Consider the following 16,982-nt stretch of genomic DNA (forward strand, 5'->3'; position numbering starts at 1 on the left):
TTAGGCCGACTCCGGCAGGCCACGAAAACTAAAGTAGCTACGCAGCAAACCTTCCAACTGGGCAAACTCAGCCGGCGCTTTAGCCACAGAGAACCCCGAGTCGTAATAGCCGGGCGTAGCCTCTTCGCGCGACCAATGGCAATGCGCCTGAAGATCCAGCGTGCACAACTTGCCATTGCAGCCCGGCAATTTAAGCCGCAGTTGGTATTCAACGCCCGTGAGCAGTGGCAACTGGCTGATCAACATCAAGCCATCACTGGAAACGTTGCCCAAATAACCCATTGGCTTGTCGGTAATGCGATTAAACACCTTCAAGTAATAGGGCAATTGCTGGCGTTGGATGTGCCTTTGCTCGCGCGACATACTGACCTTATCGAAAGTTAGGATGATGTCAGTATTGTGGCTATCGGCCAGCTTGGCAAAGGCCTACTGGCAATAACGGGCGTAGTTTTCTTCCATTCGCTGACGAGCGGCATCCACTTCGCTGTCTTTGTAGTACTCGCGCTCGCCTTGATCGTTGTAACGATAAAACGCGCCACCGCGTTTCACATTATCCAACTCGCCGCGCAAGTTATCGCACTTGGCTTGCATCTGCGCGCGTTCGGCTTGCTGTTGCTGCTGGTTAGCCTGTTGATCGGCACGTTCGCCGTCACGGGCATTCAATATCTGTTGCATACGCTGCTGGCTCTCGCGCGTGTGCTCATCGCTTTCAATCACCTGCGGCTTAACGTGCACCGTTTGCGCGCCACTGCCCTGCGGCCGCTCGCCAAAATGCACGCGCCCCTCGGCATCAACCCAGCGATAAATTTCTGCTTGAACCAGCAGCGGTGAACACAACAACAAGCCCATCAGGGCGGCGCACATCCTTGGCATTTATTTCATCTCAGGCTTACTTACAGGTGTCGGCATTGTACGCACGGTCGTGCCGTAACCCAACTGGTCTAGCGTCTGTAACCTTGCTTTGGCGCGATAGGCATATTCGCTCACGGGATAGCGGCTGATGATGTATTGATATGTCTCGCGGGCGTCGGCATACAGGCCTTCACGCTCAAGGCATTGGCCACGCAATAACGAGATTTCAGGCTGCATGTACGGCCGCGAGCGCGACTCGCGTTCAGCCTTGGATAACAACAGTCGTACTTCAGCGCAATTACTCAGCTCATAAGCCTCGTAGGCCGAATCCAAGTAACGATCCAGCGACCAGCGCATACAGCCACTAACCAAAAGCGCAGTGGCAATCAGGCTCAAAATCCGCATTATCTATCCTCCATTGATGCCGGCACGCCAGCCCCGTTATAGGCCCATTATCGGCGAGCGTGCGAGTTTCTCCAGTCGCGGCAAGGTAAAGTTTTCAGCGTTAAGGAGTTCGCTATGCGTTACACCCCCCTGTTGCTTATTTGTGTGTTACTCACCGCCTGCGCACCCACTACCCCGTTATTTATTGCCCAAGTCACCACCCACGAAGTGGAAAAGTGGAAGGAACTCAAGAGCAATAAGATGGCCGCCGCCTTAGAAGATGAAGGCGACTTGTTCACCTATTCCGCCAAAGCCATCCGCGACAACAAGAGTGCCAAAGCTGAAGAATTGTTCATGAGCGGCTACTACAACACGCAATACAGCACCGAAGTGCGCGCCATTGCTTTGTACCAAGTCGGGCTGATTTATATGAGCCGCTATAACGACGAGCGCGATGATCAGCATGCGCTGAATGTATTTTACAAGCTGCTCAACGAGTTCCCCGCCAGTCGCGCTGCCGAGCGCACCGAGGCACGGATTTTGATGATTCGCCAGCGCGCTGAAAGCCCTGTGCAGAAGACCTCACGCGAGTTGTTAGCGCGCTGGAAGCCTAAACAAGACCTTGATCTCAACCGCGCCAGCCTCGACCCAGACCTGACGCTGTTATCGCGCCGCGCCATTTTGAAAGACCGCGTTGATGAAGCCGAGGAGCTGTTTTTGCTGGCTCTGGCCGACCCCGCAGTACAAGCCTCGCTCAAACAAAACGCATTGTTTCAGCTGGGCCTGATGCAGCTCGCGGCCGACAACCCTCGCCGTAACCGCGACAAGGGCATCGGCTATTTACGGCGCTTACTGGTGCAATACCCCGACAGCCCGCTCGCCAGCAAAGCCAGCCGCCATATTGATCGCGCCCTCAACCAGCAACCTTAAACGGCGGCCGTGTGATTAAGATCAATACTCATGACTGACATCCGCGTAAGGTGGAACTAAGCCCCACCGCCGGAGGTAGTCATGAGCGTTCGCCGTGTCATGGTGCTGGTTGATCCAGCGCACATTCAACAAGCTCACCCGGCCATTGCACGCGCGACACAACTCGCGCTGGCCGATGGTGCGCAGCTAACCCTACTGGCCATCGCCTACCGCAGCGAACTCGACAGCAGCCACCTGTTTGACCTGCAAGACCTGCACAAGCTGCGCGAGTCGTACTTGCAACAACGCACCCATGAACTACAAGGCTTAGCCGGCGAAGCGATCAAGCTCGGCGTCACCGTGCACTGCCTGTGTCTATGGGGTCGCGATTGGGTTAGCACCTTGCTCGAGCACCTTGCCGAGCAGCCTTGCGACATGTTGTTTAAAGCCACGCACAAAACTGGCGCGATCAAACGCTGGCTGTTTGCCGGTAACGACTGGCAACTGATTCGCCGCTGCCCCGTACCACTGTGGTTAGTGCGTGACCGCCCTTGGGCAGGCAAACGCCTGTTAGCCGCAGTCGATCCACTGCATCAGCAAGAAGATTACGCCGGGCTAGACCGCAAGATCTTGCATTGGGCAAGCCATCTCAATCAGCACCTAGCTCTAGAAGAGCACTACCTGCACGCCTTCGCACCACTGCCACGCAGCTTGGTGTTTGATGTGGAAATGGTCAGCGACTATGACAGCTATGTGCGCCGCTGCCACCTGCAGCATCGTGAAGCCTTTGAAAAGGTCATCGCTCAGCGCCCCGTGCCATTACCGCAAACGCACTTGATTGAAGGCTACGCCGAAGACGTGCTGCCGGATTTTGTCAGCCAGCAACACATCGACCTGTTGATTATGGGCGCGGTCGCACGCGGGCAGCTCGATACAGCACTCCTGGGGCACACCGCCGAACGCGTACTGGATAAAGTCGATTGCGAGCTATTGATTCTCAAGCCTGATCATTTCAAGGCGCCCAACGCCCACTAAGCAAAGCGGGAGAAATCCGGGGCGCGGTGCTGCATAAAGGCACTGAGCGCCTCCATGGCCTCGGGGCTGCGCAAGCGCTTAACAAACAGCTCGCCCTCCTCGGCAATCACTTGTTTTAACTGCTCAAGGTAGGGCGCGCGCATCAGCGCCTTAGTCTGCATGACCGCCTGCGGCGCCAGTTGCGTGAAGCGCAGCGCTTGCTCACGCGCATGCGCCAAGCAGGCCTCGCCCGAGGACAGGCAGGCATTGGCAAACCCCAAGGCTACCGTTTGTTCGGCATCGAATGCTTCGCCCAACAGCAATAACTGAGCTGCCTTGGCATGGCCTAAGCGCAGCGGCACCAAAAGACTGGAGCCGTACTCAGGACACAGGCCCAAATTCACAAAGGGCATGCGCAATTTAGCCTCAGGCCCGACAAACACCAGATCGCAGTGCAGCAATAACGTCGTGCCAATCCCCACCGCAGAGCCATTAACCGCTGCGACCACAGGCTTACGGCACTCCAGCAACGCTTGCATAAACAAGAATACGGGCGCGTCGGGGCCGTTGGGCGGCGCTTGGAGAAAGTCTTGCACGTCATTGCCGCTGGTAAAGCAGTGCGCATCACCTTGCAGCAACACCGCGCGTACGGCGCTATCGGCATCGGCCTCACGTAAGGCTTGCCCAAGCAGGCGGTACATATCAGCGGTCAGGGCGTTCTTTTTCTCGGCACGGTTGAAGCTGAGCGTCAGTACGCCCTGCTCGTGCGTTATTAGGATCGGCTGGCTCATAACGGCTCCCCTGTGACTCCTTGGGCGACTCTCTGGGTGACTGCCGAGCCGGCGCAACCGAGCTACTCGCTGAGCGAACGCGTCAGGAAGGCTTCCACATGCAACTGGCGGCGCGGCAGACCGGCTAAAAACAGACGACGGCTGACCGCCTGAATAAAATTGTCTGAACCGCAGACTAGGGCGTGCACTTGCCGCGACTCAAGGCGCATATCGGCCAAAGTCGCAGGCCAATCAGGCCGTGCCAGCGATTGCCAAGTAAAGTTCGACCACTGCTGCGCCAAAGCGTCCAGCTCGGTTTGCCAATAACACTCACCCGCTGGCGAGACCTGCCACAAATGAATAGGCGCGCCATGCTGCGCGCGATGTGCCGCTTGTAGCACCGCATACAACGGCGCCAAACCGGTGCCGGCACTGATCAGCCATAAGGGTTTATCCGCCAGCTCCGGCAGATAGCCCAACGCCCCGCCATGCACCAAACCCACATGCACGGTTTGCCCAAGCGTCACGGAGTGCAGCGCCGAACTCATCGCCCCTGGCTTGGCGCAATTAATGTGCAGCCACAAGCGCCCTTGGCCATCAGGCGGCGCGGCGAAGGAGTAAGGTCGCGCAACCCCAGCCACGTACAGCTGAATATGCTGCCCGGCTTGATAACGCACCCCGCGTGCGGGGTGCAATTGCAGGCACAACACCTCACCACGCCACTGCAAGGCGGTAACCTCGGCCGGAATCGCATCGTGCTGCGGGTCAAACAGCGCTAAGCGCGCATCACCGTGCACCCGACACTGACACGCCAAACGCCAGCCGGCTTGGTATTGCACAGCGCTTAATAGCTCAGGCGCAGGATCAGCCACACTGCCAGCTTGGCATTGCAGCAAACAGGCGTGGCAACTGCCGGCGCGACAGCTGTGCGCGACGGGCACACCCTGTGCTAACAACACGTCGAGCAACAGCTCGCCGTCGGTAGCCGTCAATACGCGCTCGCCAACCTCAAGAGTCGACATGCTCACCCTCACGCCAACGCGCGGCGCAGCGGTTGCGGCCATTGCCTTTGGCGTCGTACAACGCCAAATCGGCGCGCTTTAAAGCTTGCTCAATCGTTTCATCGGCAAACAACAAGGTCATCCCGGCCGACAAGCTCAGATGAGTGCAGCTCACGCCCAAGGGTTCTGCCTGAGCAAAGGCCTCACGCAAGCGCTCGCAGCAGGCGTCTAAATGATCTTGCGTGCCGTGGCGCATCAGCAGAACAAATTCCTCGCCCCCGTAACGCGCCAGCAAGTCGTCCTCGCGCAAACAAGCGCCGGCAACCGCAGCAAAGGTTTGCAACACACGGTCACCGGCATCGTGGCCGAACTGGTCGTTGATGCGTTTGAAGTGATCTAAATCGATCAGCGCCACCCCTAGCCGCTCGCGCGCAGGCAGAGCCTTTAGCTCACTTTGCGCCACGCGCATAAAGTGTCGGCGATTGCATAAGCCGGTCAGCTCGTCGGTGGCGGCTATGTCTTGCAACTGGCGCATCATGCCGCGCAGCGTATCTTGATGCGCTTGCAACGCCGCACGACGCATCCGCATACGGGCACGCAAACGCTGCACGTACGAGGCGAAAAAAATCAGCCAGCCCAACACGGCCGCGAAGACTAATAAATCCAGCGACAAACCAATCGCCGCGTTCTGCCCTTCGCCCCACATCACCGTCAACTGCACGCCCGCAAAACCGATAAAGGCCAGCGCGCAACAGGCCGCAAATACCCGTGGCGCTAGCTCGAAAGCGCCAAACAGCAAAATCAAGATATAGATCACCAGCATCGAGCCGCGCGACTCGTCTAGCTGGCTGATAAAGAAGGTTTGCCAAGCCAAGCCCAACAACACTTGCGGCAAAGTTAAGCTCGGCTCGGCACAACGTAGATTCCAACGCTGAAGAAAGGCCACATACAACAGTAACTGCGAGCCCAATGCCGCGATCGTGCTCCACGACAGCACCTGAATGCCGCCACGATAATGCCCTGTGAAGTACGCGGCCCATACGATGAGCATCACCAGCACATAGCTGCCCGCAGCCATAGCAAAGCGACGCATGCGCAAGGCTTGCGATACCTGCATCTTCCCACCCCGTCGCTCTGCGCTCATGGGTTCCTTCCCCCAATACGGATTACCGCACGTTTGCCAAACTTTACCCGCACTAACGCCAGCCTACCAGCGTCAAACCATTGGCTAAGCAATGCACGGTAGGCCATACCGCTGGCTGGGGCTATAATGAGGCGCCCTAGAGCGCTCCGACCTGCGCCGCAGGTTGCCAAGCGCCCCTTTAGCCCCCCTGCCCGTTTCGGGCTGCCTGACGAGGAGCACGCCAAGCATGGCCGCCATTAAGCAAGACGATTTGATCCAGAGCGTCGCCGACGCCCTGCAGTTCATCTCTTACTACCATCCGGTAGATTTTATTCAGGCCATGAACGAGGCCTACGAGCGCGAAGCCTCGCAAGCGGCCAAGGACGCCATGGCGCAAATTTTGATCAACTCGCGCATGTGTGCCACCGGCCACCGTCCACTGTGCCAAGACACCGGCATCGTCACTGTGTTCGTTAAAGTCGGTATGGATGTGCGCTACGAAGGCGCCACCATGGGCCTTGAGGACATGATCAACGAAGGCGTGCGCCGCGCCTACACCCACCCCGACAACGTGCTGCGCGCCTCGATTCTGGCTGATCCTGCCGGTGCGCGGAAAAACACCAAAGACAACACGCCGGCGGTGATTCACTACCAGATCGTGCCCGGCAGCGAGATCGAATTCCACGTCGCGGCCAAAGGCGGCGGCTCGGAAAACAAGTCCAAGATGGCCATGCTCAACCCGTCTGACTCGATCGTCGACTGGGTGCTGAAAACTGTCCCAACCATGGGCGCCGGCTGGTGCCCGCCAGGCATGCTCGGCATTGGCATCGGTGGCACCGCCGAGAAAGCCGCCGTGCTAGCCAAAGAATCACTGATGGACCCGATCGACATTCACGAACTGCAAGCTCGCGGCGCGCAAAACCGTGTTGAAGAGCTGCGTCTGGAGCTGTTCGAGAAGGTCAACCAGCTGGGTATCGGCGCACAGGGTTTGGGCGGCTTGACCACCGTACTGGACATCAAGATCAAAGATTACCCAACCCACGCCGCCAGCTTGCCGGTGTGCATGATCCCCAACTGCGCGGCAACGCGTCACGCGCACTTCACCTTGGATGGCAGCGGCCCCGCCGAGTTGCAAGCGCCAGACCTGAGCGCTTACCCAGATGTAGTCTGGGAAATCGGCGACAGCGTGCGCCGCGTCAACCTCGACACCGTCACCCGCGAAGACGTGAAGAGCTGGAAGCCGGGCGAAACCCTGCTGCTGTCCGGCAAGATGCTGACCGGCCGCGACGCCGCGCACAAGCGCATGGTCGACATGTTGAACAAAGGCGAAGAGCTGCCGGTCGATCTCAAAGGCCGCTTTATCTATTACGTTGGCCCAGTTGATCCGGTGCGCGACGAAGTGGTTGGCCCCGCCGGCCCGACCACCGCAACGCGGATGGACAAGTTCACTCGCCAGATTCTGGAAAGCACTGGCCTCTTGGGCATGATCGGTAAATCCGAGCGCGGCCCGATTGCCATCGAAGCGATCAAGGACAACCAAGCGGTGTACCTGATGGCCGTCGGCGGCGCGGCGTACTTGGTAGCGCAAGCGATCAAGAAGTCCGAAGTGCTAGCCTTCCCCGAACTGGGCATGGAAGCGATCTACGAGTTCGAACTCAAAGACATGCCGGTGACGGTGGCCGTCGATGTCAACGGCGAATCGGTGCATAACACCGGCCCTGCGCTGTGGCAGAAGAAGATCGCCGAAAGCTTGGCGGTTGAGCTTAAGTAAGCTTCGCCAACCCCCAAACCATCACGCCCGGCATGCCGGGCGTGATGGTTTTTAAGCGTATCGTTCGTGCGCGATTAAATACCGATCTTATCCAGCGCACGGCCTACGCTGCGCCAGAAGCCCTCTTGCTCACGGCTTAAGTCATCACTGGCGGCCACGCGCTGGCGCGCTTGAATTTGTTTGGTGGCCGGCAACTCTTCCAACGCCAAATCGGCATCCACCAACTGCAACGGCCCTTCACCAAAGGCACCGGCCTTGCTCACTTTCGGCGGTGGGTTGAGCTCGTCGTAGCGCAGGTAATACACCTCGCCCACTTCGGGATTCAGCTCAAAACTGGCGATGCGATTGAAGTCAAACGGGCCCTCAGCCAACAGCGTCCAATACGTGCCGCCTAAAGGGCGCCGCATTTCCACGCGATGCACGGCCAAATCCAGCTCTAACGCCAGATAGCCGTTACTGGGTAGCGCTGCCACCAACTGGTTATTAACGAACAGTCCGGGCGCTTCTAGCTCTTGGTCAGCCCATTGGCTTTGCGGGCGATACAACACCAGCAGCACCCGCTCGCTGTCGACGGCAGGTTCGGGCGCATAGCTTTTGCCTTGCACAGGGGTGAAATAAGCACCGGGCGTTGTACAGCCGACCAGCACGCTGAATGCGCAGATAACAGCCCAACGGCGCATACTGCTTCCTCGTTTTTGTGGTTATCGCTACAGCGTACCTTGGCGCTAGCGCGCTGCTCACCCATCCAAAGGCCAGCCTAAAGATCGGCGGTTAATGTCGGCGGTCTAATAGATTGACCAACAAGCGATCGGGCAAGCCCCACAACCACTGTTTCAGTCGATCCGTGCGCGAGCGCGCCAACCAAGCGTCCAGCTGCACGTCATGGCTTTGCTCACAATCGGCTTGCAGCATGTCACTGACTTGCCGCACCAGCGCTGGATCAAGGCTCTCAAGGTTGGCGTCGAGATTAAACAGCAGGCCCCAGTAATCGAAATTGCACGAACCAATGCTGACCCAGTCATCTACCCACACGGCTTTGAGGTGCAAAAACCGCGGCTGGTACTCATAAATCTGCACACCGGCCTTGAGCAAACGGCGGTAGTAACGCTGCCCAGCGTAGCGCACGGGCGGATGATCGGTATGCGCGCTCGTAAGCAACAAGCGCACCGCTACCCCGCGCTTAGCCGCCTTGATCAGCTGCCGACGTACCGACCAGGTGGGTAAGAAGTACGGTGTCGCAATACAGATCTGTTGCTGAGCCAATTTCAGTCGCTGCAACAGGCTATGCAGGATATCGCCTTGGCGCTCATAACCGGCAAAGGCAACGCGCCCCATGCCGGCACCGGCAGCAGGCCACCATGGCCGACGCGCACGGCGCAAGGCGCGCCAGGACAGCCCCGGCGTCTCATCCCAATGTTCATCAAACAAGCGTTGCCAATCAACCAGCACAGGCCCGGTGATCTGCACCATGACCTCATGCCACTGACGCGGCCACGGTTCTGGCGTCCAAAACTCATCGGTGGCCCCCATGCCGCCGACAAAACCGGTGCTTTGATCAATCAGGAGTAATTTACGGTGATCCCGCTGCACATTATTGAGCCCACGCCGCCAGCGCAGCGGATTAAACCAGCGCAATTGCACACCGGCCGCGAGCAAGCGCTCGCGCCACGTTTGCCCTAAACGGCGACTGCCCAAGGCATCCAACTGCAAGCGCACGCGAACACCGTGCTCAGCTTGATGACACAACACATTCAGCAATGCACTGGCGCACAGGCCGTCTTCCAGCAGATACAAACAGATATCGATGCTGCGCTGTGCGCCTTGTAGCACCGACAAAATGCGCGGCATAAAGCACGGCCCATCGATCAACAACTCAAACTGATTATCGTTGCGCCAAGGCAGCAAAGGGGCATCGATGGGCATATCAGCGCCGAGTAAAGATCAGCACCGCAGTCACCGGCACCGCTGCATTGATGCGGTCGACCCCGCCCAGTTCAGCCAAAGGCTTTAAGGTAGCGGCCAAGTCCAAGTCATCCATCGACAACACGACCGGAGCCAGCGTCACCACCTGAAAGCGAAAAGCGTCCAAGCGCGTTACTAATAGCTCGCTGTTTAGCACCACCTGCTGGCCGCCTAATTTGAGGGTCAGCGGCAGGCGCACCTCTTGTTGCGCGCCGTCCGCCAAGGCCATGAAATGGCTGGTGTCTAACGCTGCAGTGATCGTCGCCTCGGGATACTGGGCTATCTGGAACACCCGCCGGCGCAGCTCAGCGTCGCGCTGCGGCACGTTAGTGCTCACGGTTTCTAACTCAACACGCACCGTGGCCGCACCGGCCTCTTCAACCACACCGTGCAACTTCAGAAAACGGCTGACATCGGCAACCTGACCGGCATGGCTGGCAACAAAGCTAATGCGTGAGGACTCGCTGTCTAAGTACCAGCGCGCTTGAGCCGCAGTCGTTAAGCCCAGTAGCAACAAGAGCATGAAAAAGCGTGGCATCTTCTTATCCTGCTTAAGCTAACGGTTACGGGGTTTGCAGCTGACAACCTTGGCGCTCGCCCAACCAGCGTGCCGTGTGGGTACGGCCCATGCCTTCGGCCGTCACGTGACGGTTTGTCTCATCCACCGACAGGCGCTTAAGCGGCAACCATTGCCGTGTAAAGCCTGCGCAATAGTCCGCGCTATAACCTGCCGTAAACCGGCACGAGCAATACTCTTTGGCCGTGTAGGCCGGCAAAATATCGGGAAACGCTGCCAAGTGCTGACGGTTTTGCCAGCCCCAAACACTGCCCAGCAACACCACAACCAGCAAAAACAGGCCAAAACCTTTAGCCAATAGCTTCAACATATCGGCCTCCTTAAGGCTTTGCGGCAGCAAAAGCTGCCCGTACGTGACGTAACAAGGTGTTGTGCTGGTAGCTGCCGTCACGATCATCGGCATAGCGCACCACAATCAAACCATCACTCGGTAAAACCGTCAGGGATTGCCCCCAATGCCCAAGCCCAGCAAAGGCATCCGTTGGCGCATCCGGCCAAGCACGTTGGCCCTGTAACTCAGCATTCAACCACCAATGCCCACCGGGCAACGCTTCAGCGGGTTGCGTTTGCGTGGCATGTTCAAACAAGGTGCGATTGAACTTAACCCACTCAGGCGCCAGCAACTGTTGATCTTGCCAGCGACCATCGCGCTGCATCAGCAAGCCTAAGCGCGCCAAGTCACGCGCGGTCATATAGGCGTAAGACGAAGCCACATACGTACCGCTGGCGTCAGCCTCAAAACTGACATGGCGCATGCCCAAGGGGTTAAACAAAGCCTCCCACGGGTAATCGGCGTAACGCTCAGCCAAGGGCTGCTTCAGCGCAGCACCGAGCAGATTACTGTCACCGCTGGAGTAGCTGTGGCGTATGCCCGGCTTAACCCCCTGCGGATGCGCAGCGGTGAAAGCGGCCATGTCTTGGCGACCACGGGTATACAGCATGGCGACGACAGAGGATTTCAGCGGTGCGTATTCGTAGTCCTCGGCCCAGTCCAAGCCCGAGGCCCAGTGCAACAAATGACGATAGGTAATCTGCGGATGCGCCTTGAGCGGCGGGTAATGCTCCGACACCGACTGATCCAAGCTCAACACGCCTTGCTGCTGCGCCACGCCGAGCACAGTCGCCCAAACGCTTTTGCTCACTGACCACAACAAATGCGGGGTTTGCGCGCTGTTTTCACCCGCGTAGCGCTCGTAAACGATTTCGCCGTCTTTGATCACCAGTAACGCATCGGTGCGCACCCCGGTGCGGGCTGCATCATCGCGCTCAGGGAAGGCATACGCCTGTAATGCTTGAACACGTTCGGCGGCCACCGGCAACGCCACGACCCACTCGGGCACGGGCCAGCGCTCTTCGGCGGATACAGCACTGGTGACCAAGCTGGCCAACAGTAGGGTGCAGTGCAACAGGGCTCTCATGCGATGTCCTTCTTATTGTCTAAACGCAAGCGAGCAGAAGGTAGCACGAGAGCCATAGGGCAATCATTACCGTAAAGAAAACCCTTCTCGCGCTGCACGAATTACTGCACGCGATCAAGACCAAGGCTCTGGCGCGCCTTTTCCAGCCGGGTATCGCGAGCTTTTTGCGCAAACGACAACAACGCTTGGTCACGCGTCCACAGAGCGGCCGCAGGGTTATCCAGCGCGGCCATGCACTGAGCTATCGGCCCGCGCAGGGCGCTGAACTGGCTAAACGCGCCCGCCAGCAAATAGTGTGTATCGGCCTGCCGTGCATCATGCCGAGTTAGCTCTGCACAGGCGCTGAGCAGGTTAAGCAGCTGCAGGCGCAAAGGCTCGTCACACTCGGCCCGCTGCAACACACCAAACAGCCAGGCCACGGTGGCGGTCAGCACGTATAAATCTTCAATACTGCGAAACGGTTTGACGTACTCATCCCAGCCATCGCCAGGCAACACACGCGCGCGTGCTGCGGCAAAGTGAATCCGTGCATGACCGATGTCCGGCATCATCGCCAGCGCCGGCAACAGCTCGACCTGCACCCCGCTTTGATCGCAATCCAGCTCCAGCAGGCGAATTTGCGCCGGCTGCTCGGGGGCTTCACAGCGCGCGGCGACCAAAACCCACTGCGCGGCATCGGCGGCGGTCACAAAGTCTTTACGCCCATTGAGCTGCTGACCATCCCAGCGGCAGGCCATGTCGTTGGGGCGCACACTTTTGTTTTCTGTCACACACAAAGCGCCTAGCCCCTGCGGCGCCGCCGGACACAAGGCGCGCAAGGCCGCTTGGTAACCCGTGAGAAAAGCCAACCCTGGGGTAGCCGCCGTTTTGCCGCCCAACAAGGCCAAAGCCAACGGCGAATGGCTCGGTAACTGCGCCAGCAGTTGCTCGTAGCACACGCCAAGCCCTTGATCTGCTGAGACTATGCCGCGGTTTTGCAGCCAGCTTGCCCAATCCATCGTATCCCCCTTGTCACACAATGATCACAGCCTAGTCACAGGGCTGACACGCCGTGCTTCTAGCGTTCGAAGTGCATAAACCATAAGCCGTTTCAACGGCGCTCGTTCAGGAGAGTACCGCCATGTCAGCAACCTCGTATGCCGCCACAGCCAGTAACCCCGCGCGCCGTTTGCAGTGTGTGGAACTACTAACCCAGGCGCAACTGCAAGAGGCGCAAGCACTGCGCTACCGCGTGTTCAGCGAAGAGTATCAAGCCAAATTAAGCGGCGCCGAAGCCGGTTTAGATAGCGACCGCTTTGATCCGGCCTGCCGCCACATCGGCGTGCGCGATCAGGCCAGCGGCGCCTTGGTCGCCACCACGCGTTTGTTGGATTCCCGTGCGGCGCAAACCTTAGGCCATTTCTACAGTGAGCAAGAATTCAACTTGCAGGGCTTAAGCCAGCTGGACGGCCCGATTCTAGAGTTAGGCCGCACCTGTGTCGCCAGCGAGTACCGTAACGGCGCCACCATCGCCGTGCTATGGGCCGGCTTGGCGGAGATCCTTAACAGCGGCAACTACCGTTACCTGATGGGCTGCGCCAGCATTCCCATGCGGGATGGCGGCGTGCAAGCGCATGCAGTGATGCAACGAATCCGCAGCCGCTACCTATGCCACGAGCACCTGCGTGCCGAACCGCGCCGCGAGCTGCCGCACCTCAATCTGGGCGATAACGTCACCGCCGAAGTGCCTGCCCTGCTCAAAGCGTACTTACGCTTAGGCGCAAAGATTTGCGGCGAGCCGGCTTGGGATGAAGACTTCCAAGTCGCCGACGTATTTATCCTGCTCAAACGCGAAGATTTGTGCCCACGTTACGCACGCCACTTTAAGGCGGCTGTGTGATGGATGCGCTGATGGGTTATCTGCGGTTGGCATGGCGCGTGCCGCGCTTGCTGGCGTGGACCGTGGTCGGACTGCTGCTGGCTACCTTAGTCAGCCTAAGCCAAGGGTTGCGCCAGCCGTTATCGCTGGCTCAGCGCCAAGGCCTTACACAGTTTTGGTTACGCGGTTTGTGTGCGTGCCTGCCCCTGCGGATTCAGCGCCACGGCCTGCCCAGTCATGTACCAGCGCTGTGGTTGAGCAATCATGTGTCGTGGCTTGATATCGCGGTGCTTGGCAGCTGCACCCCGCTGACGTTTTTATCCAAAGCAGAAGTGCGCCACTGGCCCATCATTGGCTGGCTCGCCGAGCAAGCCGGCACGTTGTTTATTCAACGCGGCAGCGGTGACGCCCAAGCGCTCACGCAGGTGATCGGCGAGCGACTAAGCCTAGGGCAGTCCGTTTTAGTCTTCCCTGAAGGCACCACCACGGATGGGCGTAGCGTGCGCACCTTTCATTCGCGCTTATTAAGTTGCCGCGATGGCAACAACAGCCCGATTCAGTTGGCGGCAGTGCGTTACCGCCGTGATGGCGCGCGCGACGACTTAGCCCCCTTCATTGGTGACGACGCCCTGCACACGCACTTGTGGCGCTTGCTGCAAGCCCCGTGCACCGAGGTGCAGCTGCAACTGTTAGCTCTAGAAAGGCCCGCTGACGAGGAAAGCCGCCGTGAACTGGGCAAGCGCTTACAAGCACGGGTGCAACACGCGGTGGAGCATGGCCCCGCGCGCGACAATATCGTCTGTTATGCCGGCGCTACTGCGGCAGTGACTGCTGATAGTCACGCGGGGTTTGTCCCAGCCAACGGCGGAAGCAACGGCTAAAGTTGGATGCATCCTGATACCCCAGCTGCTCGGCAATGCGCTGCACACTGAGCTCGCGTTGCCCGAGCAGCCAACAAGCCAATTCTGCGCGCACCTCATCCAACAATTGCTGATACGTGACGTGTTCTTCGTGCAGGTGGCGAATCAAGATGCGCGCTGACATGTGCTCACGGTTGGCCATGTCTTCTAAGGTCGGGTAGCTGCCGTCGCAGCGCAGCAAACGCAAACGCACCCGCTCCGACAAACTACCGCCTTGCTCTAAACGTTGGCGCTGATGCTCACACTGGCGTAACGCCAGCTGCAAGGTACTGGCATCGGCGCCCATACAGGGTTGCTGCAACAGGCCCACCGGCAACTGTGCCGACAAGGTCTCGGCGGCAAATTCCGTGTGTACAGCCAAGGCACGGTAGGGCTCGCTGTTGGCTGGCTCAGCAAAAGGCCAACGCAACACAATGTGATCGCGCAGCGGCTGCCCGATCAAGCCTTCTAAAAAGCGTAAAAACCCGCTGACCAACTGCCCGAGCAAATACTCGCGCAAACTGCCTAGGGCGAGGGTTTCAATAAGAAATAGCTCGCCCGGCACCCGAGCATTGAAGTCAAAGCGGGCAAAGCCAATGCGCAACGCCGAATAACGCTGCATCAACAACAGCGCCTCGCCCAAGGTCGCACTGGATGCGGCCGCGTAGCCTAAGGCGCCGTGGGCCGACGCTGGCGTTTGTTGCCCTACCAACACGCCAAGCCATGGGCATTGAGTGAGCGCCAGAGCCCGCATCACCAAACGGCGCATTTGCTCGTAACTCAGCTGTTGCGACTCGGTGTGCAAACGCGTCCATTCCAAGCGTGTGCCCTGCAATATCTGCGCTTGGCTGAACTGTCTACGGCGTAACTCAGCACACAATAAGCGTGCGTAGACCGGGTGCAGGGCCGGTTGTAACCAGGCTTGCGGGGTATGCATACGTCATCTCTGCCAAAACAAGCTGTCACAATATGACGATATCTTGCCCACGCCAAGCCTATTGTCGGACAATTTATGCGCGCATGCTGAGTTCACACCTCACAAGAAGGCCCGACAAGGAGTCCCTATGTTGCATGCCCATCCCCTGAATCACGGCACCACTTACCGCGACCGTAAACGCTACCTGTGGCTGTTTTCCTTACTTGTCCCTTGCTTGGCCTTAGTCGGTCCAGCTCTGTACGTTTGGCATAGCCCGAGCTTGTTATGGCTGTGGATTGCGCCGGTGTTTTCTTACGTTGCCATTCCGCTCTTGGATGCGCTGATGGGTGAAGACTTGAGCAATCCCCCAGAAGACGCGGTACCGGCGCTTGAGACCGACTCCTACTACCGCTACATCACCTACGCGCTGGTGCCCATTTTATGGCTGAGCTTTATCGTCAACGTGGCCTTTGTTGGCAGCCATGACTTGCCATGGCATGGCGTGCTGGCAGTAGTGATCAGTGCCGGCGGCACCTGCGGGTTTGGTCTCAACTTAGGCCATGAGTTGGGGCATAAGAAAAGCAATCTCGAGCGCTGGCTGGCCAAGATCACCTTGTCGCTTGGTTTTTATGGCCACTTTTTTACCGAGCACAATCGCGGTCATCACAAAGACGTTGCCACTCCCGCAGATCCAGCGTCTTCGCGCATGGGTGAAAGCATCTACCGCTTTATGTTCCGTGAAATCCCCGGCGGTTTCTTCCGCGCTTGGGATTTAGAGGCCGACCGCCTAGAACGCTGCGGGCGTTCGGTCTGGAGTCTAGATAACGAAATCCTGCAACCGGCTCTGATCAGCGCCGTGCTGTACGGCACCTTGCTAGCCATCTTCGGCATGACCCTGCTGCCCTTCTTACTGTTAACCGCCTTTTGGGGCGCCTATCAGCTGACTTCTGCTAATTACATTGAGCACTATGGCCTGCTCCGCCAGCAACGCGCTGACGGCCGTTATGAGCATTGCCAGCCGCACCACTCGTGGAACAGCAACCATTTGTTCTCCAACTGGGCGTTGTTTCATCTGCAACGCCACTCGGATCATCACGCCCACCCGACTCGTCGCTATCAGTCGCTGCGTGATTTCCCAGATCTGCCACGTCTACCCAACGGTTATTTCGGCATGTACTTGCTCGCCTACCTGCCGCCGCTGTGGTTCGCGGTGATGAACCCGCGCTTGATCCGCTTAGTTAATGGCGACACCCGCCGTATTAACTTTGAGCCGGCCAAGCGCGCACGCTTAATCCGCCAGTATCACTTGGAGCAACAACCTGCAGCTGGCGAGGTGTGTGCATGATGCGTGGCTACCAGTGCCCTGACTGCGGCTATGTCTACGACGAGCAGCGGGGTGAACCCCACGAAGGCTATGCTGCTGGCACCCTCTGGGCTGATCTCCCCGAGAGTTTTACCTGCCCAGATTGCGCCGTGCGCGAGAAGGCTGACTTTATTGAACTCTCCGAACAGCCGTCATAGACACCCG

Annotated in this window: 20 protein-coding genes; 7 read left to right on the forward strand and 13 right to left on the reverse strand. The window is 58.5% G+C overall.

Annotated elements, in window-relative coordinates; all coding sequences use genetic code 11:
* From MKI83_RS05300 to MKI83_RS05310, 3 genes are all read right to left on the reverse strand, one after another.
* Positions 1-363: a PilZ domain-containing protein gene (locus MKI83_RS05300; protein ID WP_241583849.1), complete on the reverse strand. Its 363-nt coding sequence runs from the start codon at positions 361-363 to the stop codon at positions 1-3.
* A 63-nt stretch (positions 364-426) separates the two neighbouring features.
* The gene (locus MKI83_RS05305) at positions 427-873 is read right to left on the reverse strand and encodes a DUF4124 domain-containing protein (protein ID WP_241583850.1); all 447 of its coding nucleotides are present in this window, start codon (positions 871-873) and stop codon (positions 427-429) included.
* The gene (locus MKI83_RS05310) at positions 874-1,257 is read right to left on the reverse strand and encodes a tetratricopeptide repeat protein (protein WP_241583851.1); all 384 of its coding nucleotides are present in this window, start codon (positions 1,255-1,257) and stop codon (positions 874-876) included.
* A gap of 114 nt (positions 1,258-1,371) precedes the next feature.
* Here MKI83_RS05310 and MKI83_RS05315 point away from each other — a divergent pair, with 114 nt between their 5' ends.
* On the forward strand, positions 1,372-2,166 hold the full coding sequence (locus MKI83_RS05315) for a tetratricopeptide repeat protein (RefSeq protein ID WP_241583852.1): 795 nt from the start codon (positions 1,372-1,374) through the stop codon (positions 2,164-2,166).
* An 81-nt stretch (positions 2,167-2,247) separates the two neighbouring features.
* The gene (locus MKI83_RS05320; protein ID WP_241583854.1) at positions 2,248-3,180 is read left to right on the forward strand and encodes a universal stress protein; all 933 of its coding nucleotides are present in this window, start codon (positions 2,248-2,250) and stop codon (positions 3,178-3,180) included.
* Here MKI83_RS05320 and MKI83_RS05325 read toward each other — a convergent pair.
* From MKI83_RS05325 to MKI83_RS05335, 3 genes are all read right to left on the reverse strand, one after another.
* A complete protein-coding gene (locus MKI83_RS05325) occupies positions 3,177-3,950 on the reverse strand; it encodes an enoyl-CoA hydratase (protein ID WP_241583856.1) in 774 nt (257 codons plus the stop codon). The genes MKI83_RS05320 and MKI83_RS05325 overlap by 4 nt on opposite strands.
* A gap of 62 nt (positions 3,951-4,012) precedes the next feature.
* Positions 4,013-4,951, reverse strand: coding sequence for a 2Fe-2S iron-sulfur cluster-binding protein (locus MKI83_RS05330; protein WP_241583858.1), 939 nt, complete (start codon positions 4,949-4,951; stop codon positions 4,013-4,015).
* On the reverse strand, positions 4,938-6,074 hold the full coding sequence (locus tag MKI83_RS05335) for a GGDEF domain-containing protein (RefSeq protein ID WP_370867353.1): 1,137 nt from the start codon (positions 6,072-6,074) through the stop codon (positions 4,938-4,940). Before MKI83_RS05335 ends, MKI83_RS05330 begins: the two co-directional genes overlap by 14 nt.
* Positions 6,075-6,300: 226 nt before the next feature.
* Here MKI83_RS05335 and MKI83_RS05340 point away from each other — a divergent pair, with 226 nt between their 5' ends.
* A complete protein-coding gene (locus MKI83_RS05340; protein ID WP_241583861.1) occupies positions 6,301-7,824 on the forward strand; it encodes a fumarate hydratase in 1,524 nt (507 codons plus the stop codon).
* 74 nt (positions 7,825-7,898) lie between these two features.
* Here MKI83_RS05340 and MKI83_RS05345 read toward each other — a convergent pair whose 3' ends face one another.
* The 6 genes from MKI83_RS05345 to MKI83_RS05370 form a co-directional block, all read right to left on the reverse strand.
* Positions 7,899-8,504, reverse strand: a complete 606-nt coding sequence (locus MKI83_RS05345; protein WP_241583862.1) for a DUF2846 domain-containing protein — start codon at positions 8,502-8,504, stop codon at positions 7,899-7,901.
* A 91-nt stretch (positions 8,505-8,595) separates the two neighbouring features.
* The gene (locus MKI83_RS05350) at positions 8,596-9,747 is read right to left on the reverse strand and encodes a phospholipase D-like domain-containing protein (RefSeq protein ID WP_245399665.1); all 1,152 of its coding nucleotides are present in this window, start codon (positions 9,745-9,747) and stop codon (positions 8,596-8,598) included.
* 1 nt (position 9,748) lies between these two features.
* Complete coding sequence (locus tag MKI83_RS05355; RefSeq protein ID WP_241583863.1) at positions 9,749-10,324, reverse strand: YceI family protein; 576 nt, start codon at positions 10,322-10,324, stop codon at positions 9,749-9,751.
* 25 nt (positions 10,325-10,349) lie between these two features.
* Complete coding sequence (locus MKI83_RS05360; protein ID WP_241583864.1) at positions 10,350-10,673, reverse strand: amidase; 324 nt, start codon at positions 10,671-10,673, stop codon at positions 10,350-10,352.
* 10 nt (positions 10,674-10,683) lie between these two features.
* Complete coding sequence (locus MKI83_RS05365) at positions 10,684-11,781, reverse strand: serine hydrolase domain-containing protein (protein ID WP_241583865.1); 1,098 nt, start codon at positions 11,779-11,781, stop codon at positions 10,684-10,686.
* A gap of 101 nt (positions 11,782-11,882) precedes the next feature.
* Positions 11,883-12,779: an acyl-CoA dehydrogenase family protein gene (locus tag MKI83_RS05370; RefSeq protein WP_241583866.1), complete on the reverse strand. Its 897-nt coding sequence runs from the start codon at positions 12,777-12,779 to the stop codon at positions 11,883-11,885.
* A 122-nt stretch (positions 12,780-12,901) separates the two neighbouring features.
* Here MKI83_RS05370 and MKI83_RS05375 point away from each other — a divergent pair, with 122 nt between their 5' ends.
* Positions 12,902-13,660, forward strand: coding sequence for a GNAT family N-acetyltransferase (locus MKI83_RS05375; RefSeq protein ID WP_241583867.1), 759 nt, complete (start codon positions 12,902-12,904; stop codon positions 13,658-13,660).
* The gene (locus MKI83_RS05380) at positions 13,660-14,520 is read left to right on the forward strand and encodes a lysophospholipid acyltransferase family protein (protein WP_241583869.1); all 861 of its coding nucleotides are present in this window, start codon (positions 13,660-13,662) and stop codon (positions 14,518-14,520) included. The genes MKI83_RS05375 and MKI83_RS05380 overlap by 1 nt, the downstream gene beginning before the upstream one ends.
* Here the strand turns inward: MKI83_RS05380 and MKI83_RS05385 are convergent.
* The gene (locus tag MKI83_RS05385) at positions 14,453-15,475 is read right to left on the reverse strand and encodes an AraC family transcriptional regulator (protein ID WP_241583871.1); all 1,023 of its coding nucleotides are present in this window, start codon (positions 15,473-15,475) and stop codon (positions 14,453-14,455) included. The two genes, MKI83_RS05380 and MKI83_RS05385, sit on opposite strands and share 68 nt — an antisense overlap.
* Before the next feature lie 127 nt (positions 15,476-15,602).
* Here MKI83_RS05385 and MKI83_RS05390 point away from each other — a divergent pair, with 127 nt between their 5' ends.
* Together MKI83_RS05390 and MKI83_RS05395 are read left to right on the forward strand one after the other, a co-directional pair.
* Positions 15,603-16,799, forward strand: a complete 1,197-nt coding sequence (locus MKI83_RS05390) for an alkane 1-monooxygenase (RefSeq protein ID WP_241583873.1) — start codon at positions 15,603-15,605, stop codon at positions 16,797-16,799.
* The gene (locus MKI83_RS05395; RefSeq protein ID WP_370867354.1) at positions 16,796-16,975 is read left to right on the forward strand and encodes a rubredoxin; all 180 of its coding nucleotides are present in this window, start codon (positions 16,796-16,798) and stop codon (positions 16,973-16,975) included. The genes MKI83_RS05390 and MKI83_RS05395 overlap by 4 nt, the downstream gene beginning before the upstream one ends.
* Positions 16,976-16,982 lie beyond the last annotated feature (7 nt).

Source organism: Atopomonas sediminilitoris (assembly GCF_022601735.1).
In the GTDB taxonomy this organism is placed as follows: Bacteria; Pseudomonadota; Gammaproteobacteria; order Pseudomonadales; family Pseudomonadaceae; genus Atopomonas; species Atopomonas sediminilitoris.